The organism is Pseudomonas sp. B23(2017), assembly GCF_002113725.1.
In the GTDB taxonomy this organism is placed as follows: Bacteria; Pseudomonadota; Gammaproteobacteria; order Pseudomonadales; family Pseudomonadaceae; genus Aquipseudomonas; species Aquipseudomonas putida_Z.
In genome coordinates, this window is the sequence record NZ_NEJM01000004.1 from 22401 (window position 1) to 44104 (window position 21704).

16 protein-coding genes and 1 riboswitch are annotated in these 21704 nt (G+C 64.8%); of the genes, 8 read left to right on the top strand and 8 right to left on the bottom strand.

Annotation, left to right across the window (positions count from 1 at the left end; all coding sequences use genetic code 11):
* Positions 1 to 418 precede the first annotated feature (418 nt).
* Positions 419 to 1744 (bottom strand): sigma-54 dependent transcriptional regulator, encoded by a 1326-nt coding sequence (locus CAG46_RS08040; RefSeq protein WP_085616883.1) that lies wholly within the window; start codon positions 1742 to 1744, stop codon positions 419 to 421.
* A 340-nt stretch (positions 1745 to 2084) separates the two neighbouring features.
* On the opposite strand from CAG46_RS08040, the gene CAG46_RS08045 reads away from it, so the two are divergent.
* Positions 2085 to 2351 (top strand): hypothetical protein, encoded by a 267-nt coding sequence (locus CAG46_RS08045; RefSeq protein WP_013972506.1) that lies wholly within the window; start codon positions 2085 to 2087, stop codon positions 2349 to 2351.
* A 107-nt stretch (positions 2352 to 2458) separates the two neighbouring features.
* On the opposite strand, the gene CAG46_RS08050 is transcribed toward CAG46_RS08045, so the two are convergent.
* The 4 genes from CAG46_RS08050 to cobW form a co-directional block, all read right to left on the bottom strand.
* Positions 2459 to 3025 carry a VWA domain-containing protein gene (locus CAG46_RS08050; protein WP_085616885.1) on the bottom strand — a complete coding sequence of 189 codons (567 nt, stop codon included), beginning with the start codon at positions 3023 to 3025 and terminating at the stop codon, positions 2459 to 2461.
* Positions 3026 to 3126: 101 nt separating this feature from the next.
* Positions 3127 to 4149: an ATP-binding protein gene (locus CAG46_RS08055; RefSeq protein WP_085616888.1), complete on the bottom strand. Its 1023-nt coding sequence runs from the start codon at positions 4147 to 4149 to the stop codon at positions 3127 to 3129.
* Between the two features lies 1 nt (position 4150).
* Positions 4151 to 7912 carry a cobaltochelatase subunit CobN gene (gene cobN, locus CAG46_RS08060; RefSeq protein ID WP_085616890.1) on the bottom strand — a complete coding sequence of 1254 codons (3762 nt, stop codon included), beginning with the start codon at positions 7910 to 7912 and terminating at the stop codon, positions 4151 to 4153.
* 3 nt (positions 7913 to 7915) lie between these two features.
* Positions 7916 to 8983: a cobalamin biosynthesis protein CobW gene (gene cobW, locus CAG46_RS08065; protein WP_085602303.1), complete on the bottom strand. Its 1068-nt coding sequence runs from the start codon at positions 8981 to 8983 to the stop codon at positions 7916 to 7918.
* A gap of 99 nt (positions 8984 to 9082) precedes the next feature.
* Positions 9083 to 9296, bottom strand: a riboswitch (cobalamin riboswitch).
* Between the two features lie 97 nt (positions 9297 to 9393).
* Between cobW and CAG46_RS08070 the strand changes: the two genes are divergently transcribed.
* The 3 genes from CAG46_RS08070 (at position 9394) to CAG46_RS08080 (ending at position 12753) form a co-directional block, all read left to right on the top strand.
* Complete coding sequence (locus CAG46_RS08070; RefSeq protein WP_085616892.1) at positions 9394 to 9753, top strand: hypothetical protein; 360 nt, start codon at positions 9394 to 9396, stop codon at positions 9751 to 9753.
* Between the two features lie 266 nt (positions 9754 to 10019).
* Entirely contained in the window at positions 10020 to 11597 is a 1578-nt protein-coding gene (locus CAG46_RS08075; RefSeq protein WP_085616894.1) for an ATP-binding cassette domain-containing protein, read from the top strand.
* Positions 11598 to 11733: 136 nt separating this feature from the next.
* The gene (locus CAG46_RS08080) at positions 11734 to 12753 is read left to right on the top strand and encodes a branched-chain amino acid aminotransferase (protein WP_085616896.1); all 1020 of its coding nucleotides are present in this window, start codon (positions 11734 to 11736) and stop codon (positions 12751 to 12753) included.
* Between the two features lie 254 nt (positions 12754 to 13007).
* On the opposite strand, the gene CAG46_RS08085 is transcribed toward CAG46_RS08080, so the two are convergent.
* Positions 13008 to 13436, bottom strand: a complete 429-nt coding sequence (locus tag CAG46_RS08085; protein WP_085616898.1) for a multidrug/biocide efflux PACE transporter — start codon at positions 13434 to 13436, stop codon at positions 13008 to 13010.
* A 92-nt stretch (positions 13437 to 13528) separates the two neighbouring features.
* Here CAG46_RS08085 and CAG46_RS08090 point away from each other — a divergent pair, with 92 nt between their 5' ends.
* Positions 13529 to 14383 (top strand): LysR family transcriptional regulator, encoded by an 855-nt coding sequence (locus CAG46_RS08090; RefSeq protein ID WP_085616900.1) that lies wholly within the window; start codon positions 13529 to 13531, stop codon positions 14381 to 14383.
* Between the two features lie 140 nt (positions 14384 to 14523).
* Here the strand turns inward: CAG46_RS08090 and CAG46_RS08095 are convergent, their stop codons facing one another.
* The gene (locus tag CAG46_RS08095) at positions 14524 to 15612 is read right to left on the bottom strand and encodes a sigma-54-dependent Fis family transcriptional regulator (RefSeq protein ID WP_085616902.1); all 1089 of its coding nucleotides are present in this window, start codon (positions 15610 to 15612) and stop codon (positions 14524 to 14526) included.
* A 373-nt stretch (positions 15613 to 15985) separates the two neighbouring features.
* Between CAG46_RS08095 and CAG46_RS08100 the strand changes: the two genes are divergently transcribed.
* Both CAG46_RS08100 and CAG46_RS08105 read left to right on the top strand, forming a co-directional pair.
* Positions 15986 to 18211 carry a TonB-dependent receptor gene (locus tag CAG46_RS08100; RefSeq protein WP_085616904.1) on the top strand — a complete coding sequence of 742 codons (2226 nt, stop codon included), beginning with the start codon at positions 15986 to 15988 and terminating at the stop codon, positions 18209 to 18211.
* A gap of 47 nt (positions 18212 to 18258) precedes the next feature.
* Positions 18259 to 19332 carry an ABC transporter substrate-binding protein gene (locus tag CAG46_RS08105; protein ID WP_085616906.1) on the top strand — a complete coding sequence of 358 codons (1074 nt, stop codon included), beginning with the start codon at positions 18259 to 18261 and terminating at the stop codon, positions 19330 to 19332.
* Positions 19333 to 19464: 132 nt separating this feature from the next.
* Here CAG46_RS08105 and CAG46_RS08110 read toward each other — a convergent pair whose 3' ends face one another.
* Positions 19465 to 20199, bottom strand: coding sequence for a class II aldolase/adducin family protein (locus CAG46_RS08110; RefSeq protein ID WP_085616908.1), 735 nt, complete (start codon positions 20197 to 20199; stop codon positions 19465 to 19467).
* A gap of 331 nt (positions 20200 to 20530) precedes the next feature.
* Between CAG46_RS08110 and CAG46_RS08115 the strand changes: the two genes are divergently transcribed.
* Positions 20531 to 21694, top strand: a complete 1164-nt coding sequence (locus CAG46_RS08115; protein WP_085616910.1) for an LLM class flavin-dependent oxidoreductase — start codon at positions 20531 to 20533, stop codon at positions 21692 to 21694.
* The last annotated feature ends 10 nt before the right edge of the window (positions 21695 to 21704 follow it).

Below are 21704 nucleotides of genomic sequence, written 5' to 3' on the forward strand. Positions count from 1 at the left end.
GTAGCCGGTGCCATCCACCGCGGCGCCTGCTTCGCGGGTGAACCCGCTCCCACAGGGATCGCGCAAGGCCGCAGGGCTGGCGCCATGCCTGTAAAGGCAATGGCCTGAATCAAAGACCTTGAAGCCTGCACGGTCAGTGTGGGAGCGGGCATGCCCGCGAACACCGGCATAGCCGGTGCCATCCACCGCGGCGCCTGCTTCGCGGGTGAACCCGCTCCCACAGGGATCGCGCAAGGCCGCAGGGCTGGCGCCATGCCTGTACAGGCAATGGCCTGAATCAAAGACCTTGAAGCCTGCACGGTCAGTGTGGGAGCGGGTTTACCCGCGAACACCGGCGTAGCCGGTGCCATCCACCGCGGCGCCTGCTTCGCGGGCATGCCCGCTCCCACAGGGACCGCATGACCTTTTGCGCTGCAGCTCAGCGAATCTGATGCTTGTGCAGCAACCGATAGAAAGTCGGCCGCGATATACCTAGCACCTTGGCCGCCACACTCAGGTTGTTACTGTGCCGGCTGAGTACATCACACAGCGCCTGGCGCTCGGCCCGGTGCTTGTACTCCTCAAGCGTACCCAGCGGTTGCTGCATCTGGTCAAGGGTCTGCAATCCCAGGTCCTGCGCCTCGATTTGCCGACCTTCGGCCAGCACCAACCCGCGCCGCACACGGTTGGCCAACTCGCGAACATTGCCCGGCCAGTCATGCCGGCCCATGGCCGCCAGCGCATGGTCGCTGAACGAACGCGGTCGACGCCCGGTTTCCAGGCTGTAGAAATGGGCAAAATGGCTGGCCAGCATCGACAGGTCGCCATGCCGGTCGCGCAAAGGCGCAGTCACTACCTGCAACACGTTCAGGCGGTAATACAGGTCTTCGCGAAAGCGCCCTTGCTCGATGGCCCTTTCCAGGTCCACGTGGGTAGCCGCCAGCACCCGCACATCCACCGGGATCGGCTGGCTGCCCCCCACGCGTTCAATGTGCTTTTCCTGCAGAAAACGCAGCAAGTTGGCCTGCAACTCCAGCGGCAGGTCGCCAATTTCGTCGAGGAACAACGTACCACCATGGGCTGCTTCGATGCGCCCGGCCTTGCGCTGATGAGCACCGGTGAAGGCGCCCTTCTCATGGCCGAACAGTTCCGACTGGATCAGGTGCTCGGGGATCGCCCCGCAGTTGATGGCAATGAACGGCTGCTCGCTGCGTTGCGACTGACGGTGCAGGGTGCGGGCCACCAGCTCCTTGCCGGTACCGCTTTCACCGCGGATCAGCACCGGCGATTCAGTAGGCGCCAGCTTGCCCAGCAGCTTGCGCAACTCGCGGATCGGGCGGCTGTCACCGAGCAGCTCGTGGCTGGTTTCATCCACCCTCGCCAGCCCTTTGCCACGCAGGCGCGCCATGCCGAAGGCCCGGCCCAGGGTGACCTGCACGCGGGAAACGTCGAACGGCAAGGTGTGGAAGTCGAAGAACCATTCACAAACGAAATCGCCGACGGCCGGCATGCGCAACTGTTCGGCGCTGAGCACGGCAATCCATTCGGTGTTGCTGCGCTTGATCAAGTCCTTGACCCCGTCCGGGCGCCTGAGGTGCGACGCCTGCAAGCGCAACAGGCCCACATCGCAAGGATGATCCAGCGCGGCACCGAGCATGCAGCTGTCCACATCCCAGCCTGCGCTGCGCAATCCAGGCAACAAACGGTGGCAGTCATCGCAGGGGTCGACGATGAGCAAACGGCGTTGGGCGGCAGGCTGCTGCATGACCGATCCTTGGCGCCAGTTTTCGGTTTTTTGAAATAAAACAGTAAGTTGTGGCGCCCGATTAACAGTAGCAACGAAGTTGACGGTTCCCAGTACCGTCTGTCTGCCGAATCATTTTTTTACAATCAGTGACGGGAATTTTCGCACTTTATCGACATCACATGGCGGCATGGGCAAGAACGGATTCGAACCTGGCAAATTTTTTACAACCAATGTGTGACTCGCCCCCGGACAACGAGCATCAGTACACATAACCCCGCGCTGCACTTCGCGATAACCGAGGCGACTTTGAAGCAACGCGGACTTACCTGGATGTTTGGGACCATAGAGAGACCGAACCATGAATGCCCCGCTCCGTGTCAACGAAGCACTGCTGATTGCCGACCACGCCTTCGAACCTTTCCAGTGCGTAGCCTGGGATGCACCCAACGGTACTGGTGAACTGAGCCTGGCAGTGATCGACCGGACCAGCACCCGCATCGGCAGCAAGCAAGTGTCCTCGCGTATCTACTCCGACCCGGCCCAGTGGGCCAGCCTGATCGAGGAAGTGCGCGCCGAACTGTGCGAAAAAGGTTACGACCTGCAACCGTGGTCGATGCCGAAGTAATATCGGCCGGCAAACCAAGTGCGTGCACCGCCACGCACTTGTACAACTTCCGGGTTGCTGTTCTGGCAACTCTTCTTATTGCGACATAGTGTCGCATCGATACTTTTTCAATCCACCAACCTGAACTGTTGCAGGTGCTGGTAATCAGCCTGAAGTTGTTGCGCCAGACGCTGCGCACGGCCCAGGCGCACCGGCGCCAGTTCCATATCCACCAGCAAAGTGGCACACGGCATTGGTTGCACGGCATTCCAGTGCTGCAGGCGACCGTCGGTAAACACCAGGCAGCGCAATGCTTCTTCAGGGTGGGCCCGTTGCCGCGCCTGCAACCAGTGCCGAGCCTGTTCCAGTGCTGCGATCAACGGCGTGCCGCCACCGGCACCCAAGGCTTGCAGCCAGGGTTGCAAAGCGGCCGAGGCCTTCAGGCCGTGGCGCTGCCACTGCGGCGTGCGCCCGCTGGCGGTAAGCAGGGCCAGCCGGGCACGCTGGCGGTAGGCCTGATCGAACAGCGCCGCCAGCAGCCCTTTGGTTTGTGCCAGCGCCTGGTGGCGGCGGGTCGAGGCCGACGCATCGACGATTACCAGCCACAGTTCTGCGGGCCTGCCCTGCCGTTGTTGCCAGCACAGGTCCTGGCGCTGGCGTGGCCGGCCCTTGAGCAGGGTCGGCAGCCAGGCCACCCGACCGGCCGCGGCACTGCGCGCCCGGCCTCGGTTGGCACCGTACTGCTTGCCTGCGCCTGCTTTGGCATCCGCCCCTTTGGCAGGTGGCTGGGGGATGCTCAGGGCTTTTTTGCCCAGTTCGGCACCTCGCGGCGGGCGCCGCTGGCCACGGGCTGCGCAGCCATCGCACCCCAGTCGCCCTGCCCGCCCTGTTCGCCAGGGTTGCCTGCGCCTTGCCGATCGGGTTGTTGCTCAGGCTGCTGCGGTGCTGCAGGGGGGTTGGCCTGGGGCGCAACGCGGCGGCGATGGCGCAAGGCGAACTCGGCCACTGCATCGACATCGGCCTCTTCGATGGCCTCGCCACCGCGCCAGGCACAGTGGGCGCGTGCGGCGCGCAGCCAGACCAGGTCGGCGCGCAGGCCGTCGACCCCGGCGGCGTAGCAGCGTTCGGTGATCCAGGCCAACGCCTGGTCGTCCAGGGCAATGCCGGCCAGGGCCTGGCGCGCCGCCTGGCAGCGCTCGCGCAATTGCGCCTGGGCCTCGGCCCATTGCGCGCAGAAAGCCTGCGGGTCGCTGTCGAAGGCCAGACGGCGGCGAATGATCTGCTGACGCGCCTCAGGCTCGGGCAAGCCTTCCAGGGCCACGTTGAGGCCAAAGCGGTCAAGCAACTGCGGGCGCAGTTCGCCCTCCTCCGGGTTCATGGTGCCGATCAGTACGAAGCGGGCACTGTGCCGGTGCGAGATGCCGTCGCGCTCGATGCGGTTGGTGCCACTGGCCGCCACGTCGAGCAGCAGGTCGACCAGGGTATCGGGCAGCAGGTTGACCTCATCGACATACAGCACGCCGCCATCGGCCTGGGCCAGCACCCCCGGGGAAAACTGCGCCTTGCCCTGCCCCAGCGCGGCATCCAGGTCGAGGGTGCCGACCAACCGTTCTTCGCTGGCGCCCAGTGGCAGGGTGACGAACGGGCCCTCGCCGAGCAGGTCGGCCAGACCACGAGCCAGGGTACTCTTGGCCATGCCACGCGGCCCCTCGATCAGCACGCCGCCGATCTTCGGGTCGATGGCGGTCAGGCACAGCGCCAGTTTCAGGTCGTCGGCACCGACCACGGCTGCCAGTGGAAATTGCACGGGTTCACTCATTTCAAGCCTGTTCCTCGCCGTCGAGCAGTTGTTCCTCGAGGGCTTCGCGGTAGTCGCCAGGCGCCTGCCACAGGCCGCGCTGCTGGGCCTCCAGCAAACGCTCGGTAAGGTCGCGCAGGGCCTCGGGGTTGTGCTCGCGCATGAAGTCGCGGGTCGCCGGGTCGAGCACGTAGGCATCGGCCAGCGCCTGGTAATGATGGTCGTCGATCAGCTGCGTGGTGGCGTCGAAGGCGAACAGGTTGTCGACCGTCGCCGCCATCTCGAAGGCGCCTTTGTAGCCATGGCGCTTGACCCCGTCGATCCACTTCGGGTTCAGCGCCCGGGCGCGGATGACCCGGTTCAGCTCTTCCTTGAGGGTACGGATGCGCGGCCGGTCGGCCTGGCTGTGGTCGCCGTGGTAACTGGCCACTGCCGCACCGGACAAGGTTTCCGACGCCGCCAGCATGCCACCCTGGAACTGGTAGTAGTCGTTGGAATCGAGCAGGTCGTGTTCGTGGTTGTCCTGGTTTTGCAGCACCGCCTGCACCTTGGCCAGGCGCTGGGCGAACTGGGCGCGGGCCGGGGTACCGTCGTCGCTGGCGCCATAGGCATAGCCGCCGTGGTTGAGGTAGACCTCGGCCAGGTCGTCGCGGCTGTGCCACAGGCGCCCGTCGATGGCGTTCTGCACCCCGGCGCCGTAGGCCCCGGGCTTGGCACCGAACACCCGCCAGCCAGCCTGGCGCGCGGCCTGCTCGGCGTCCACGCCCTGCGCCTGCAGCGCGGCGCGCTCGCTACGCACGCGGGCGGCCAGTGGGTTGAGATCGTCGGGTTCGTCCAGCGCGGCCACCGCCTGCACTGCGGCATCGAACAGGCGGATGAGGTTGCCGAAGGCATCTCGGAAAAAGCCGGAAACGCGCAAGGTCACGTCCACCCGCGGGCGGTCGAGCAGGCTGAGCGGCAGGATCTCGAAATCGTCGACCCGCTGGCTGCCGGTGGCCCACACCGGTCGCACGCCCATCAGCGCCATGGCCTGGGCGATGTCGTCGCCACCGGTACGCATGGTTGCCGTGCCCCACACCGAAAGGCCGAGTTGGCGCAGGTGATCGCCGTGGTCCTGCAGGTGGCGCTCGAGGATCAGGTTGGCCGAGGCGAAGCCCAGGCGCCAGGCGGTGGTGGTGGGCAGGTTGCGCACATCCACGGTATAGAAGTTGCGACCGGTGGGCAGCACGTCCAGGCGCCCACGGCTGGGCGCACCGCTGGGGCCAGCGGGCACGAAACGCCCGGCCAGCGCCGCCAGCAGGCCATTCATTTCGGCGCTGCCGCAGGCATCCAGGCTGGGTGCCACCGCTTCGCGCAGCGCCTGCACCACGTCATGCACCGGTTGCCATTCACTCAGGGCAGGTAACTGTGCGGTCCCGCCCAGCGCCTGGTCGATTACCTGCAGCGCCAACAGTTCGAGGCGTTCGCGGGTATCGCCACAGGTGCGCCAGGGCTCGCTGCTCATGGCCTGCAACTGCTCGGGGCGTGCGCCCTGCCACGGCTGCCCGAGCTCGCAATCGAGCGGGTCGAAACCCGGTACCAGCGCCTTGGCCAAAGCCCGCAGCAGGCTGGCATTGCCGCCGCGACCGTCGCCACGCTCGACCCGCAACAGCGCCAGCAGGGTATCCAGGCGCAGCCGGCCTTCCGGGGACTGGCCGAACACATGCAGGCCATCGCGAATCTGCGATTCCTTCAGGTCGCACAGGTAGGTGTCCAGGCGCGGCAGCCACACGGCGGCATCGTCCAGTTGGCCTTCCAGTTGCAGTTCGCGGTCGATGTGGTTGGCCTTGACCAGTTCGAGAATGTCGCGCTGCAACTCGCGGGCGCGCCGCGGGTCGAGCAGCTGCGCTTCGTAGAACTCGTCGGCCAATTGCTCCAGGTGGCGCAACGGGCCATAGGTTTCGGCACGGGTCAGCGGCGGCATCAGGTGGTCGATGATCACCGCCTGGGTGCGGCGCTTGGCCTGGGCACCCTCGCCCGGGTCGTTGACGATGAACGGGTAGATGTTCGGCAGCGGGCCGAGCAAGGCGTCCGGCCAGCACTGCGCCGACAACCCGACGCCCTTGCCGGGCAGCCATTCGAGGTTGCCGTGCTTGCCGACGTGGATCACCGCGTCGGCGGCAAAGGCATGGCGCAGCCAGAAGTGAAACGCCAGGTAGCCGTGCGGCGGCACCAGGTCCGGGTCGTGGTACACCGCGCTGGGGTCCACCTGGTAGCCCCGTGCCGGCTGGATGCCGACGAAGGTCAAGCCAAAGCGCAGGCCGGCCACCATCAGCCGGCCACTGCGGTACATCGGGTCCTGCTGCGGTGGCCCCCAGCGTTCCAGCACGGCCTGGCGGTTGGCCTCGGGCAGGCGCTCGAAGGCGGCCTGGTAGTCGGCCAGGCTCAGGCTCTGCGCACAGAGGCGCAGGTCCAGATGGTCGAGGTCGTTGGTCACGCCTCCGAGCAACTGGTGGATCAGTTGCGTGCCACTGCCCGGCAAGTCGGCCAGCGGATAGCCTTCGGCCTGCAGGGCCTTGAGGATGTTTAGCGCCGCCGCTGGCGTGTCCAGGCCAACGCCGTTGCCAATGCGACCATCCCGGGTCGGGTAGTTGGCCAGCACCAGGGCCACGCGCTTTTGCGCATTCGGCAGGCGCGCCAGTTCGACCCAGCGGCGGGCCAGTTCGGCGACAAAGTCCATGCGCTCGGGGTGGGCGCGGTAGCAGACCACGTCGGACTGGCTGCGCTCGCTGCGCCAGGCCATGTCCTTGAAACTGACCGGGCGGGTGATGATACGCCCGTCCAGTTCGGGCAGGGCGATGTGCATGGCCAGGTCACGCGCCCCCAGGCCCTGCTCGCTGGTTTCCCAGCCGGGCTGGTTGTCTTGCGCGCAGATGGCCTGCAGCACCGGGATGTCGCGACGGAACGGGCGCAGGTTGGGCCGTTCCGGGCTGGACAGGGCAAAGCCGGTGGTGTTGACCAGCACTTCGGCACCCACCTCGTCCAGCCAGGCTTCGACCTGCTCCAGGCAGGCGCTTTCCTTGAGGCTGGCCACGGCGATCGGCAATGGGTTGAGCCCGGCGGCCTGCAGGCGCTGGCAGAACACATCGATGAACGCGGTGTTGGCCGCCTGCAGGTGCGAGCGGTAGAACAGCAGTGGCGCCACCGGCTGTTCGGGATGCCACTGGGGGTACCAGTCCTCCAGCGTGGCGCTGCCCTTGGCCGGGTGATACACGGCGGTGCGCGGCAAAGGCTGCGGCTCGTCCCAGGCATAGTCGCGGCCCAGCCACTGGCTGGCCAGGCAATTGAACAGGTTGATGGCGTTGGCCTTGCCGCCCTGGCGCAAGTAGTGCCAGAGGCGTTCGGCCTGCTCGCCGCTGACACTGCCCAGGCTGGTCAGCTCCGGGTCCGGGCGGTCGTCGCCCGGCACCAGGATCAGTTGCACGCCACGGCCGGCCAGTTCGACCAGTTGCTCGACGCCATAGCGCCAGTAACCGACGCCACCGTGCAGCGACACCAGGATGACTTTGGCATGGCGCAGCACCTGGTCGACGTACAGGTCGACCGAGGCATGGTTCTGTACCTGCATCGGGTTGGCCAGGCGCAGGCTGGGGTAATCCTCGGGCAATTGCTCGGCGGTATCGGCGAGCAATGCCAGGTGCGAATCGCCGCTGCAGAGAATCACCAGCTCGGCGGGCGTCTGGCCGAGGTCGGCAATGCTGTCATCCGGCACGAAGCCGCCGGGCTGGGTCCGCAGCAGGTGCATGGGTCAGGCGCCCAGTGCCTGGCGCAGGCGCGCTTCCAGCTGGGCGGCGTCGAGGTCCTGGCCGATCAGCACCAGGCGGGTGATGCGCGGCTCGTCGGCGCGCCAGGCGCGGTCGAAATGCTTGTCGAAACGGGTGCCCACGCCTTGTACCAGCAGGCGCATCGGCTTGCCCGGGATGGCAGCGAAGCCTTTGGCGCGCAGGATGCCGAATTCCACCACCAGCTGGGTCAGGGCGTCGAGCAGCAGGCTTTCGTCGGCTTCGGGCAGGTCGATGGAGATGGAGTCGAAGGCGTCGTGGTCATGATCGTCATGGTCATCGCCGTCATGATGCGAATCATGGTGGGTACGGCGGCCATCGATGTGCGCCTCGGACTCGGCGCCCACGCCCAGCAGCACCTCCAGCGGCAGCTTGCCGCTGCTGGCCTCGATCACCTTGACCGCCGGCGGCAGTTCTTCGGCCACCTCGGCGCGGACCTTGGCCAGGCCTTCGGCGTCGATCAGGTCGGCCTTGTTCAGCACCACCAGGTCGGCGCTGGCCAGCTGGTCGGCGAACAGTTCGTGCAGCGGCGATTCGTGGTCCAGGTTGGGGTCGAGCTTGCGCTGGGCATCGACCTGGTCCGGGTAGGCGGCGAAGGTGCCGGCGGCCACGGCCGGGCTGTCGACCACCGTGATCACCGCGTCGACGGTGCAGGCATTGCGGATTTCCGGCCACTGGAAGGCTTGCACCAGCGGTTTGGGCAGGGCCAGGCCGCTGGTTTCGATGAGGATATGGTCCAGGTCGCCACGGCGTGCCACCAGCTCGCGCATCACCGGGAAGAACTCTTCCTGCACGGTGCAGCACAGGCAGCCGTTGGCCAGCTCGTAGACGCGGCCGGTGGCTTCTTCCTCGGTGCAACCGATGCTGCACTGCTTGAGGATTTCGCCGTCGATGCCCAGTTCGCCGAACTCGTTGACGATCACCGCAATGCGGCGGCCCTGGGCGTTGTCGAGCATGTGGCGCAGCAAGGTAGTCTTGCCCGAGCCGAGGAAGCCGGTGACGATGGTGACGGGGAGCTTGGCCAGTGTTTTCATGTCGCATTGCCCTTGGCAGATTGGCGCGGGCATGCAGGACGACAGCCACGGGCCAGGCCGGCCGGGCTTGTTCGCCACCGGATCACCCCGCCCGGTTGAAAGTCGAAAACGTGACGAGGCAGGTCTCCTGGCTCGCACCGTTCCATGTGCCCGCTGGTGCAGCGGGCTGGCGGGATGACGCCTTCCCGCGCGCGGGCGCAGTGGCTGTGTCGATCCGTTGTCGGTGCTTACAGTTGCGGGGGCAGCCGCGGCTTGTACCGCGTTCCCGTCTTAGCTTCGGCCTGGCCGAAGAACCTCGAAGTGGCAAGGCTACGCAGTGGCTGGCGGGTGGTCAACCATTGCTGTCGGGCTGGCCGACAACAAGTGGCGCAACTGCGTTACAGTGGTGGCTTTAGCAGCGAGGCACCCCGGTGAAACCCCTGAACAAGCGCGATTTGGCACGCCTGGAGCGTGAACTGGTGGTTTGCCTGACCGAAGCCTGCGAAACCGCCAAGGCGGAGATCGTCGGTTTCAGCTGGCTTACCCATCGCCTGGCTCCCGAGGATTTTCCGGCCAGCCTGCGTATTACCTGGGTGTTCGAGCGAGAGGCCGACAAGGCCGCCGCCGTGGCGGGCGACGCGAAGGTACGCATGCTGGCGCTGACCGGCCTGGCTTTGGAACAGGCCGGCATTCAGCTGGATCATCCGGCCTGGCATGTGCGGTTTGACAGTGAAGAGGCCTGCCGGCAGAGCCACGGGGGCGACTGGAGCAAGCGCTTGATGGGGCGCTGAACCAGGGGCATGCGCGGTCCTGGCTCTTCCTGCCTGCACTGGGCACCGGCTTCGCCGGTGTTCGCGGGCACGCCCGCTCCTACAGGGGCCGCGGCGCACTCGCGGAATCTGTTTTCCCGCGACAACGATGCCTCTATCCGTTAGGCTACGCATTCCCCTGTCACGAGGTGTTCGTCCAATGCGCCATTGATGCCGCCGTCCCTTCGACGGCCAGTCTTCAGCCTCCGGTTCGCTCCGGAGATGTCGCGGCATTTGTGGAGTTGTGCATGACGAACACGTCGATCCTGACGCTGGACAGCGTCTCCTTGGCCTTGCCTGACGGCAGGCTGTTATTTACCGACCTCAGCGAAACCTTCGACCAACGCCGCACCGGCCTGGTCGGGCGCAACGGTGTGGGCAAGAGCCTGCTCGGGCAGATACTTGCCGGCCAGCGCGAACCAAGCAGCGGCCAGTGTCGGCGCCTTGGGCGCATCCATCTTCTGGACCAGCAGGTGATCGAGCGCAGCGCCACGGTCGCCGACCTGGCCCAGGTGGGCGCGGTGCTCGCTGCGCTGGAGCGCATCGAGCAAGGCAGCGTCGCACCCAGTGACTTCGACACTGTCGGCGAACGCTGGGATATCCGCGAGCAATTGCAGGGGCACCTGCAACGCCACGGCCTGGGCCAGCTCGACTGGCACCAGCCCGCCCACAGCCTGAGCGGTGGCCAGGCCATGCGCGTGGCGCTGGTCGGCGCCTGGCTCAGCGAAGCGGACTACCTGATCCTCGACGAACCGAGCAATCACCTGGACAGCAACGCCCGCGCCCAACTGCTGAGCATGATCGAAGCCTGGGACCGGGGCTTGCTGGTAATCAGCCATGATCGCAGCCTGCTCGCGCACATGACGCGCATCGTCGAATTGTCCAGCCTGGGCTTGCAGGCCTATGGCGGCAACTACAGCTTCTATTCGGCCCAGAAAGCCAGCCAGACGGCGCTGGCCCAACAGCAACTTGCCCGGCTGAAACAGGAGCAGCAACGCCAGGCCCGCGAACTGCAGCGCCAGCGCGAAGACCTGGAACGTCATCAAGCCCGCGCCGGGCGCAACGCCAGGCACGCCAACCAGGCCAAGATCCTGGTCGACCGCCAGCAGGAACGCAGCCAGGCCACTGCGGGCAAGCAGCGCCGCGACCACCGCGACGCCCGGCAGGCGCTGCAGGGCAAAGTGCGTGACGCCGCCCGCGAAGTCGAGCAGGACAGCGCCATTACCCTGCATGCACCCACGCCGCAGCGTCATCCGGGCCGCGAAGTGCTGGCCTTGCAGGCGCTGCACCTGCCCCGCGGCACGCGCAAACCACTGAACCTGCGCTTGTGCCTGGGCCAGCGGCTGGGCCTGGTCGGCGCCAATGGCAGTGGCAAGTCCACCCTGCTCAGGCTGATGAACGGTGAGTTGCCAGCCCCGCCCGACAGCCTGCGCCTCAGTGGTGAAACCGCCCTGCTCGACCAGCACTGCAGCACACTACCAGGCCACACCAGCGTGCTCGACCACCTGCGCCAGGCAAACCCGACACTGCCCCAGGGCGACTTGCGCAGCCGCCTGGCGCAACTGGGCCTGGATGCCGCCCGCATCGAACTGCCCAGCGGCCTGCTCAGCGGCGGTGAGCGGATGAAGGCGGCACTGGCCGCCGTGCTGTACCGCGAACGGCCGCTCGACCTGTTGCTGCTGGACGAACCCGGCAACCACCTGGACCTGCCGTCACTGGCCGCACTGGAACACATGCTCGGGCAGTTTCGCGGGGCGCTGGTGGTGGCGTCCCACGACCAGGTACTGCTCGACCAGCTGGCGCTGGACGAGTACCTGCACCTGTAGAAGCCGCAATGAATGCATTGCAGGCTATCAATTCGTGACTGGCCGTTCCCGATCTGCCACGGATGTATTATGGTGGCGTGGTGCGCATATAACAGCAGCCCGAGCAATCGGGCACTTGCAAGACAATGAGGGTGTCATGAGCAACGAAAGCATTAATTGGGACAAGCTGGGTTTCGACTACATCAAGACCGACAAACGCTACCTGTCCGTATGGCGCAATGGCGAGTGGGACAAAGGCACCCTGACCGAAGACAACGTGCTGCACATCAGTGAAGGCTCCACGGCCCTGCACTACGGCCAGCAGTGCTTCGAAGGCCTCAAGGCCTACCGTTGCAAGGACGGTTCGATCAACCTGTTCCGCCCGGACCAGAACGCCGCCCGCATGCAGCGCAGCTGCGCCCGCCTGCTGATGCCGCAGGTGCCGACCGATGTGTTCATCGAGGCGTGCAAGCAAGTGGTCAAGGCCAACGAGAAGTTCGTGCCACCGCATGGTAAAGGCGCCCTCTACCTGCGTCCGTTCGTGATCGGCACCGGTGACAACATTGGCGTGCGCACCGCCCCCGAGTTCATCTTCTCGATCTTCGCCATCCCGGTTGGCTCGTACTTCAAGGGCGGCATGAAGCCGCACAACTTCCAGATCTCCAGCTTCGACCGCGCAGCCCCCCAAGGCACTGGCGCGGCCAAGGTCGGTGGCAACTACGCCGCCAGCCTGCAGCCGGGTGCAGAAGCGAAGAAAGCCAACTTCGCCGACGCCATCTACCTCGACCCGCTGACCCACACCAAGATCGAGGAAGTCGGTTCGGCCAACTTCTTCGGCATCACCGCCAACAACGAGTTCGTCACCCCGAAATCGGCTTCGGTGCTGCCAGGCATCACCCGCCTGTCGCTGATGGAACTGGCGCAATCGCGCCTGGGCCTGAAAGTGATCGAAGGCGATGTGGAAATCAACAAGCTGGACCGCTTCATCGAAGCCGGCGCCTGCGGTACCGCTGCGGTGATCACCCCGATCGGCGGCATCGAGTACAACGGCAAGCTGCACGTGTTCCACGACCTGGAAAAGGTCGGCCCGGTTACCCAGAAGCTCTACACCGAGCTGACCGGTATCCAGAGCGGTGACGTGGAAGCACCGGCTGGCTGGATCGTCAAGGTTGCCTGAGGCGCTTTAACGGTTTGAAAAACGGGGCATGCCAGCGATGGCATGCCCCGTTTTTTTATGGGCTGACGCGGTCAACTATAGATGGCACCGGCTGCGCCGGTGTTCGCGGCTAAAGCCGCTCCCACAGGTACAGCGCAAGCCTGAAGCCTGCGCCGTCCCTGTAGGAGCGGCCTTGTGTCGCGAAAGGGCTGCGAAGCGGCCCCAGGATATCCGCACAATGCACAAATCGAAGGGCCGCGCAGGGCAGTTAGTTCTCACGCAAGGCGACGCTGCATCAGCAGGTGCCGGGCTTTGTCGAAGGCCCAGTTGTACAGCACGGTGTAGGGCAGGATGATCACGAAGAAGCCCAACTCCACCATGAACGCCTGCAGCAACGAAATCTCCAGCATCCACGCCGCCACCGGCAGGCACCACACCACCAGCCCGGCTTCGAAGCCCAGGCCGTGCACAAAGCGTGCGCTGGCCTTCCAGTGGATGCGCTCGACCCGCACGTAGCGATCGACCAGCGCGTTGTAGACCATGTTCCACAGCATGGCGATCACCGACAGGGTCACCGCCAGCGCCCCCGCCGTCGCCAGCGACTTGCCCATGATCCAGGACAACAGCGGCGCACACAGCAGCACGGCGAACACTTCATAACCGACGGCGTGAACCAGGCGTTCGGTGAAAGAGACGTTTTTCATTGCAAATTCCATCCATTGCGTGAGTCGTGCTTCCTATTTTCTTTGATAGAACTGATACTCGCGACATAGCCACCATCGGTTTTATCAATACCATGCGCTACTCACCCGAAGCTCTGGTCGCCTTTGTCGAAGCTGCATCGCTGGGTTCGTTTTCCGCTGCGGCGCGCAAGTTGCGCAAAAGCCAGTCCACCATCAGCATCGCCATCGCCAATTTCGAGGCCGATGTGGGTTGCCCGTTGTTCGAGCGTGGCGGTCGCCACCCCACGCTGAACGAGGCTGGGCGGCAGGTGCTGAGCCATGTCGAGGCGATTCTCGATGCCAGCGCCCAGCTCGATGCCCTGGCGGTGCGGTTGGCGGAAAACGTCGAGGCTCTGGTCTCGGTGGTGATGTCGGACAGCTACAGCGTGACCTTCCAGGGCGCGGTGATGGCCCGCTTCGCCCAGCACTACCCATATACCGAGCTGCGCTGCGGCCCCTCGGAAGATGCCGATGTGATCGAGCTGATCCAGCAGGGCCTGGCACATGTCGGCATTCTTGCCACCCAGCCCAGCTACCCCGCTGACGTTGCCGTGGCACGCTTGCCCGAGCAGGCAGAGTTTGGGGTGTACGTGGCCAGCGGGCATCCGTTGGCGGCTTTGCCCCAGGTGCAGACGCAGCACCTGGAGAACGTCCGGCAGCTGTATATCAAGACCTATGCCCCCAGCTTGCACCACGGTCGTGGCCAGGCCTGGTCGGCACCGGACTACCTCACCCTGCTGGAGTTCGCCGTGCGCGGGTTCGGCTGGGCCGAACTGCCCAGGGCGCTGGTGGCACGGTTTGGCAATGGGCTGGTGGAGCTGCAGGTGGCCGGGTACCCGCGACGGGTTGACATGGATGTGGCGTGGTCGAGCCGGCGCGCGCTCGGGCCGGCTGGGCAGTGGCTGGTGCGGCAGATGTTGGGGCAGTAGGCTTCTTTCAATTTCATGATTCTGGGGCAGCTGCAAAGCCCAGCAGGAGCCGGTGAAGCCGGCACCAGATACCGCATTCCCTGCTTCGCGGGCATGCCCGCTCCGAAAGCGATGGGCTTACACTCACGTCCCTCCCCGGCTCACCCCGACGCCAGCCACCGGTCATTGGCTTTCAATGTGCGACTTGAAGGCTCCAGCTCCCCGATCCGTTCCAGGCGCGCGCGCACGATGTTGCGGCTGATGCCCAGCAGGCGCCCGGTCTGCAACTGATTACCATGGCAGTAGTGGTAGGCCGTGCGAAACACCGCCTCCTCGATGTGCAGGAAAAGGTCTGGAAGGTTGCGCTCATACAAGGCCAACAATGCAGCATCCAGGCTCGCCTCGGTGGGCATTGCCGGCAGTGGCTCGTGGCGGGTCGGGGCAGTGCGCATGTCGGCCAGATTCAGATCGCCCGGCTGCACCTGTTGCTGGCGGCACACCAGCAGCGCGTGGTGGATGGCGTTTTCCAGCTCACGGATGTTGCCTGGCCAGCTATGCCCGAGCAACTTGCGCTCAGCCTCAGGGGTCAAGGCGGCGCGCTGATAGCCCAGGCGCTGGCAATGCGCTTCGACGAAGAACTGGGCCAGCGGCAGGATATCGCCTGGGCGCTCGCGCAGCGGCGGCAGGCGGATGGTCGCCACGTGCAGGCGGTAGAACAAGTCCTCGCGAAAGTGCCCGGCTACCACCGCATCGGCCAGGTTGACGTTGGTCGCTGCGACAAGTCGTACATCGATGGGGATCGCACTACGCGAACCCAGACGCACCACTTCGCGCTCCTGCAATACCCGTAGCAGCTTCACCTGCATGTTCAGCGGCAGGTCACCGATCTCGTCGAGAAACAGCGTGCCGCCGTTGGCCGACTCGAACCAACCAGGCTTGCTGCTAGTGGCACCGGTGAAGGCGCCCTTCTCATGGCCGAACAGCTCGCTCTCCACCAGGCTTTCCGGCAGTGCGCCGCAGTTCACCGCCACGAATGGAGCCCGGGCACGTCGACTCAGTTGGTGGATATGGCGGGCCACCAGCTCCTTGCCGGTACCGGTCTCGCCGATGACCAGCGCATTGGCCTCGCTGGGCGCCAGGCGCTCGATGCGGCTGAGCAGCTCGCGCGAGCGTGGGTCCTCGAAGACCAGCACGGTGGCACGCACCGATTTGCTCAGTTCACGGGCGTGGGGGTGGGTGAGCATCGACATGGCGGCAGGGTCCTTTGGCATGCAATAGGCCGATAATGCCTGAAAACTCTTATTACAAAATAAGTATGATTATTCATTTGCTTATAACCTGATTGCCACTGCTGCCCCAGCAGCACACCAGCAGCAACCCCTGCTGCCTGCGCAGATCCACAGGCGCTGCCCGCGCAGCCACTCTTTAAGATAAAAGTCTTAAATATCAATTAGTTAAATCTTAAAAACAAAAATCGGTACAGTTGTTGCCAATGCCCTGATGCGTCCTGACAAAAGGACGCGCCGGATGCCATGCGCGCCAGCCAACGGACGCACGCACCGTCACTACGACAACGCAGCGCAATGCCGCTGCACGACGTCCGTTTCGCCATTGGGGATCAGCATGTTCAAACGCACCGCACTTTCCATCGCCGTCGCCCTGGGGGGGCTGCCAGCACTGACGGCGCTGGCCGAAGAAAGCCTCATGCCCAGTAAGTCGACCACTCTCGACAACACCGGCTCCACCCTGTCCAAAGTGGTGGTCACCGCGCAAAAGCGCGAAGAGACCGTCCAGGAAGTGCCCGCTTCGATTTCCGTGCTCAGCGGCGACAAGATCCGCGACAGCTCATTGCAATCGGCCAACGAGGTCACACGCTTCATCCCCAATGCCTCCGCCGGCACCACCGAGGGCCATGGCCGGCCACGCTGGTGGATCCGTGGCCTGGGCACCGGTGACCAGGGCGCCAACACCGTGAGCCCGGTGGGCATCTACGTCGACGACGTGTACATCGCCAACATCAGCGCCACGGGCTTTCCGCTTTTCGACCAGGAGCGCGTCGAGGTGTTGCGCGGGCCGCAGGGCACCCTCTGGGGCAAGAACACCACCGCCGGTGCAATCAACTTCATCTCCCGCAAGCCCACCTTCGAACGCTCGGGCTATGCCAAGGCCGGCTACGGCGACTATGACGACCGCGTCCTCGAAGGGGCTATCAGCGATGCCCTTGTCACCGACCGCCTGGCCGCACGCTTGTCGTTCCGCCACCAGGGCCGCGACGGTTATAACGAAAACATCGCCGACAGCAACGACCGTGGCGCGCTCGAGGATGATGCCGCGCGCCTGCAGTTTCTGGCCTACATCAACGACGACCTGGAGGCCAACCTCAATGTGCACGCGCGTAGCTACCACGACACCGGGGGCTATAGCACTGTGAGCTATGGCTTGCGCCCGGATGGCACCAATCAGTTCGGCTACCGGATCGACCCCAGGCAAGGCAAGGTCAACTACAACGCCAAATACCAAGTGCAGATCGACCAGGTGGGCAGCAACCTCAACCTCAACTGGCAGCTGGGCGACCTGACACTTACCTCCATCAGCGCGTTCGAGCACTTCACCCGGGACGGTTTCAGCGATTCGGACAACACCCCCCAGGAGCTGCAACGCAGCTTCGCCTACGCCGACAGCCAGCAGTGGTCCCAGGAGCTGCGCCTGGCCTCGCCGCGCGAGAACCGTCTGAACTGGGTCGTGGGATTGCACTACTTCAACGAAGACCTCGACTCGCGCAACGCCAGCGCAGCGCTGGACAACCCCTTCATCCCGCGTTACTACAACAACCTCACCTACAACCAAGGCACCGAGAGCTACGCGATCTTCGGTAGTAGCACATTCAGTTTCACCGAGGATTTCAGCGTCACCGCCGGCCTGCGCTGGACCCGCGAGACCAAGGACATCAACCTGCGCCGCGTGCAGAACCAGGGCCAGGCGAACTTCTCCAACAGCGACTGGTGGAAGCCGAGCAGCGTGTCCACCCCGCTGGTGGCCAATGCCGTGCAGGACGAGCAAAACACCTGGAGCGACTGGACCTACGACCTCACGCCTGAATACCAGATTTCCGACAATGCCCGGGTGTATCTGCGCTATGCCTATGGCTTCCGCTCCGGCGGCTACAACACCGGCGCCACCAGCCAGGCGACCGTGGCCACGGTGAACCCCGAGTATCTGACTTCCTACGAGCTGGGCGTGAAGTCCGAGTGGCTGGACGGTCGCCTGAACGCCAACGCCGCGCTGTTCTACTACGACTACGAAGACATCCAGTTGAACATCGTCAGCGCGGTGAACAACCAGACTGTCTCGAGGCTGGCCAACGGCGCCGAGGGCGAGGCCTACGGCGCCGAGTTCGAACTCGAAGCGGTGCCAGTACAGAACCTGCACCTGAACTTCGCCCTGGGCCTCCTGCACACCGAGTTCACCGACTACACCTCTGGCACCAGCGACTACTCGGGCAACAAGTTCGTCCGCGCGCCCAACGTCTCGGCGGTGATAGGCGCGGACTACCGCATCCCGCTGGAAGTCGGCGGCGCGTTGGTGCTGGCTACCGACTGGAACACCCGCAGCCGCCAGTACTTCTTCTCCAACGACCAGAGCCAGAACATGCGTACCGGCGGCTACACCCTGGGCAACGCTCGGGTCACCTACGAGCTGCCCGGCGACACCACCCAGGTGAGCGCCTACGTCAGCAACCTGACCGACAAGGAGTACCGCAACCACACACTGCCGGGCGGCTTCCAGACCGCTGGCGTGATGTTCGGCGACCCACGCACCTTCGGTGTCTCCGTCACCACCGAATTCTGACCCCACTGCCCGCGGCGCCTGCCGCGGGCCTGCCTGAGGAACACATCATGCCCATCCCTTCCCTGTCCCTGCTGTTTCGCCGCCTGCTGCTGCCCCTCGCGCTGTTCACGGCCCAGGCCCAGGCGGCCGCCCCCCAGACCGTACGCATCGCCACCGTGGCCTACGCCAATGCCGGCAAGATCATCTTCAACGGCCCGGCCTACGTGATGGATCGCGACAAAGTGCTGGAGCAACAACTGGCCAAGCGCAACATCAAGCTCGAATGGGTGCCGGCCGCCACCGCCTCGGTGGGGACGTTCGTCAACGAGGAGTTCACCAACCGGCGCATCGACTTCGCCTTCTATGGTGACCTGCCGTCGATCATAGCCAATGCCTCGGGTGTTTCCACCCAACTGATCGTGCCGGGTGGCAGTGGCAACAACGTGTACCTGGTGGTGCCGCCGGGGTCATCGGTCAGATCCATCACCGACCTCAAGGGCAAGCGCATCGCCCTGCACCGTGGTCGGCCTTGGGAGCTGTCGTTCGCCAAGTTGCTGCAGGCCAACCAGATGGGCTTCGAGGACTTTCGCATCTTCAACCTCAACCCACAGGCGGGTGCCGCTGCCCTTAGCGCAGGGCGTGTCGATGCGCTCTTTACACTGAGTGACGCGTACCTGCTGGAGGACAAACAGGTCGGGAGGATCATCTGGTCGAGCAAGCACGCACCGGCCGACTGGAAGATGCGCGCCGAACTCTGGGGCGCGAAGGATTTCATTGCCCGGCAGCCGGAAATTACCCAGCTGGTGGTCGACGCCTACCTCAACGCTGCTCACTGGACATCGCAGCCACAGAACCAGGCGGCCTACCAGACCTACCAGGCACAGTCCGGGCAGCCCTTGAGCGTTTTGCAGCGCGAGGCCGAGGGGCAGCCGTGGGCGCAGCACTTCAGCCCGTTGTATGACCAGGCTTTGCGCCAGCACTACAGCGACGCCATCACCTATGCCCTCAAGGCCCGGTTGATTCGTGGTGACGTGAACGTGGATGAATTACTGGAACCGCGGTTCGTGCAGCAAGGCTTGCAGAATCTGCAACTGCAAGACTATTGGAAAGCGGCTGCGGCGACGGTGACCACCCAACCCTGACCTGACATTGCAGGGCTGTTACGCAGGCCAATCGCGGAACACGCCCACACTCATGGAGCAACACATGGATCATTGATTTGGCCGGGTCCTGTGGGGCTACCTGGAAATGGGCCGCGTAGCGGCCCGCATTCCTCAGGCGGCAGGCTCCAGCAGCTTTTGCCCCTGCGCCCACAGCCCCGTCATTTTCCACTGCTGCTCCAGCACCCCTGGGCCGAATTCCTGCGAACCGCCGAACAGCTCAGCCAACCCCTGGAAGTACGCACCCTCCTCGATCAGCAGAATCAATTTGGATACCTGCAGCAGTTCCCCCCCCCAGAAGGTGGCGCCACCGTTGGCTTCGAGAATAGCCGGGGTATGCGGGTTATCCTCGATGCGCTCGACGATGAACGCCTGCTCAGGCTGACGGCGGTCGATGTAGATCGGCAGCTCCCGCGCCAGGGTCACCCGCTGCGTCGCCGCGTAGCGAATCGGCAGCACCCGGTGTGCACTGGCCCAGCCGCCCAGGTACGGAGTGTGTACGTGGATCACCACATTCACCTCCGGGCGTCTCTGGAACACCTCGGCATAACGCTGGCCATTGCCCCCGGCCTTGCGCCCGCTCAGGGGCGAGTTACCGTCGGCGGTCTCGTCCAGCACCACCTCGCCGGCATGACTCGCGACCACCGCGCGAATCGCCGGGTCATCGGCCCAGGGGCTTGGGGCATGCAGGGCAATCACCAGATCGGTGTCCGACACCCGGAGGTAGGCCTGGTAGGTGTTGGTGGCAGTCAACGTGCGGGTATCGCGCAGCACCTGGAACGCCTTGGCGAAATCGCGCCGTGCGCGATCAAGCTGGCTGAGCAGTGCCGGGGTGATTCGATGGGACATGATGCAACTCCTCTGAAGTGCCTCGGAAGCCGGGCTGCCACTGCATCAGCAGAAGTTGTGCCACCCCTGAAAAGCGTTAGTTTTCAATTAGTTGAGCACCATCACCAAGTGTGCAAGCGCGATTGAGGACCCTGCCTGCTGCCGCGCCAGCAGCAATTGCTGGCCGGGTGTTGCTGGACCAGCAATCGAGCATCAAGGCGCGCCTCGACGTCCGCTGCAGCCCTTGCCATACAAGGCCTCCCGGCTTTCGGCACAGCCCTTGCTCAATAACGTGGCAAACCCGCGGTGGATGCACCCGGGCTTTCCTTCACGTAGCCACTGGAGCATTGTCATGAGCACCGAATTCTTCTGGCGCCTCCCCCTGGGTAGCGACGGCCCTTACCTGGCCACCGACAAGAACAACCGCGGCGCCCCCACCTATCGTCCGGGCAATATTGCCCCCGGTCGCCTGCCTGACGGTGAAGCGGATGGTTTCACCTACATCGACTACATCGCCCAAGTAGCCAAGGCCGCCGAAATCGCCGGCTTCGAAGGCGCCCTGCTGCCTACCGGGCCAGAGCCGTGGATCGCAGCTGCAGCGCTGGCCCGGGAAACCCGCCGCATCAAGTTCCTGGTCGCATTCCAGGCCACCTGGACCCTGCCGGCCTATGCCGCCCAGCAGGCCGCGATCCTGCAGAACCTCAGCCATGGCCGCCTGGAGTGGAACATCATCACCGGCGGCAACCCGGCCAGCCAGCGCGCCAATGGCGACTTCCTCGAGCACGACAAACGCTACCAGCGTACCGGCGAGTTCCTCGACATCATCGACGGCCTGTGGCGCAACGAGCAGTTCAACTACCAGGGCGATATCTACCAGTTGGAGAACGGTGCACTGCCGCCGGGCCTCAGGCATGAGCGCAAGCCGAACATCTACTTCTCCGGCTTTTCCGATGCTGCGCTGGACGTCGCCGCACGCCATGCCGATGTCTACCTGAACTGGGCAGAGCCCGTGGACAAGCTCAAGCCGCACCTGGACCGCGTGCGCGAGCTTGCCGACAAGCAAGGCCGCCAAGTGCGCTTCGGCATTCGCATCGACCTGTTCGCCCGCGAAACCGAAGAGGCCGCCTGGAGCGAACTGCGCAAGCAGTACGAGCGAATCGACACCAGCACCAGCGCCGCCATCAGGCACTTCGCCAGCGGCTCCGACTCGGTGGGCGCTGCCCGCCAGAGTGCGTATCACCAGCACCTCGAACGCTTCGACGACCTGATCCTGGGCCCCAACCTCTGGGCCGGTTTTGGCAAGGCCAAGCCAGGGCCGACCGTAGGCCTGGTGGGCAGCCACGAGAATGTCGCCGAACGCCTGGCCGAATACCGTGACGCCGGTTTCTCGACCTTCATCCTTGCCGGCAACCCGCACCTGGAAGAGGCCCTGCGCATCGGCCAGGAAGTGCTGCCGCTGGTGCAGTCCCGCCATCCGCAAGACAACCAATCCACCGCGCTGAAGGCCAGCGCCTGAGCCCTGCAAG

Bases quoted from the DNA above. Each gene is read 5' to 3' on its own strand.
- CAG46_RS08080 (WP_085616896.1), top strand. From the start codon at position 11,734: ATGAGCAACGAAAGCATTAATTGGGACAAGCTGGGTTTCGACTACATC.
- CAG46_RS08105 (WP_085616906.1), top strand. From the start codon at position 18,259: ATGCCCATCCCTTCCCTGTCCCTGCTGTTTCGCCGCCTGCTGCTGCCC.
- cobN (WP_085616890.1), bottom strand. From the start codon at position 7,912: ATGCACCTGCTGCGGACCCAGCCCGGCGGCTTCGTGCCGGATGACAGC.
- CAG46_RS08045 (WP_013972506.1), top strand. From the start codon at position 2,085: ATGAATGCCCCGCTCCGTGTCAACGAAGCACTGCTGATTGCCGACCAC.
- CAG46_RS08040 (WP_085616883.1), bottom strand. From the start codon at position 1,744: ATGCAGCAGCCTGCCGCCCAACGCCGTTTGCTCATCGTCGACCCCTGC.
- CAG46_RS08085 (WP_085616898.1), bottom strand. From the start codon at position 13,436: ATGAAAAACGTCTCTTTCACCGAACGCCTGGTTCACGCCGTCGGTTAT.
- CAG46_RS08100 (WP_085616904.1), top strand. From the start codon at position 15,986: ATGTTCAAACGCACCGCACTTTCCATCGCCGTCGCCCTGGGGGGGCTG.
- CAG46_RS08115 (WP_085616910.1), top strand. From the start codon at position 20,531: ATGAGCACCGAATTCTTCTGGCGCCTCCCCCTGGGTAGCGACGGCCCT.
- CAG46_RS08090 (WP_085616900.1), top strand. From the start codon at position 13,529: ATGCGCTACTCACCCGAAGCTCTGGTCGCCTTTGTCGAAGCTGCATCG.
- CAG46_RS08055 (WP_085616888.1), bottom strand. From the start codon at position 4,149: ATGAGTGAACCCGTGCAATTTCCACTGGCAGCCGTGGTCGGTGCCGAC.
- CAG46_RS08110 (WP_085616908.1), bottom strand. From the start codon at position 20,199: ATGTCCCATCGAATCACCCCGGCACTGCTCAGCCAGCTTGATCGCGCA.
- CAG46_RS08075 (WP_085616894.1), top strand. From the start codon at position 10,020: ATGACGAACACGTCGATCCTGACGCTGGACAGCGTCTCCTTGGCCTTG.
- CAG46_RS08095 (WP_085616902.1), bottom strand. From the start codon at position 15,612: ATGTCGATGCTCACCCACCCCCACGCCCGTGAACTGAGCAAATCGGTG.
- cobW (WP_085602303.1), bottom strand. From the start codon at position 8,983: ATGAAAACACTGGCCAAGCTCCCCGTCACCATCGTCACCGGCTTCCTC.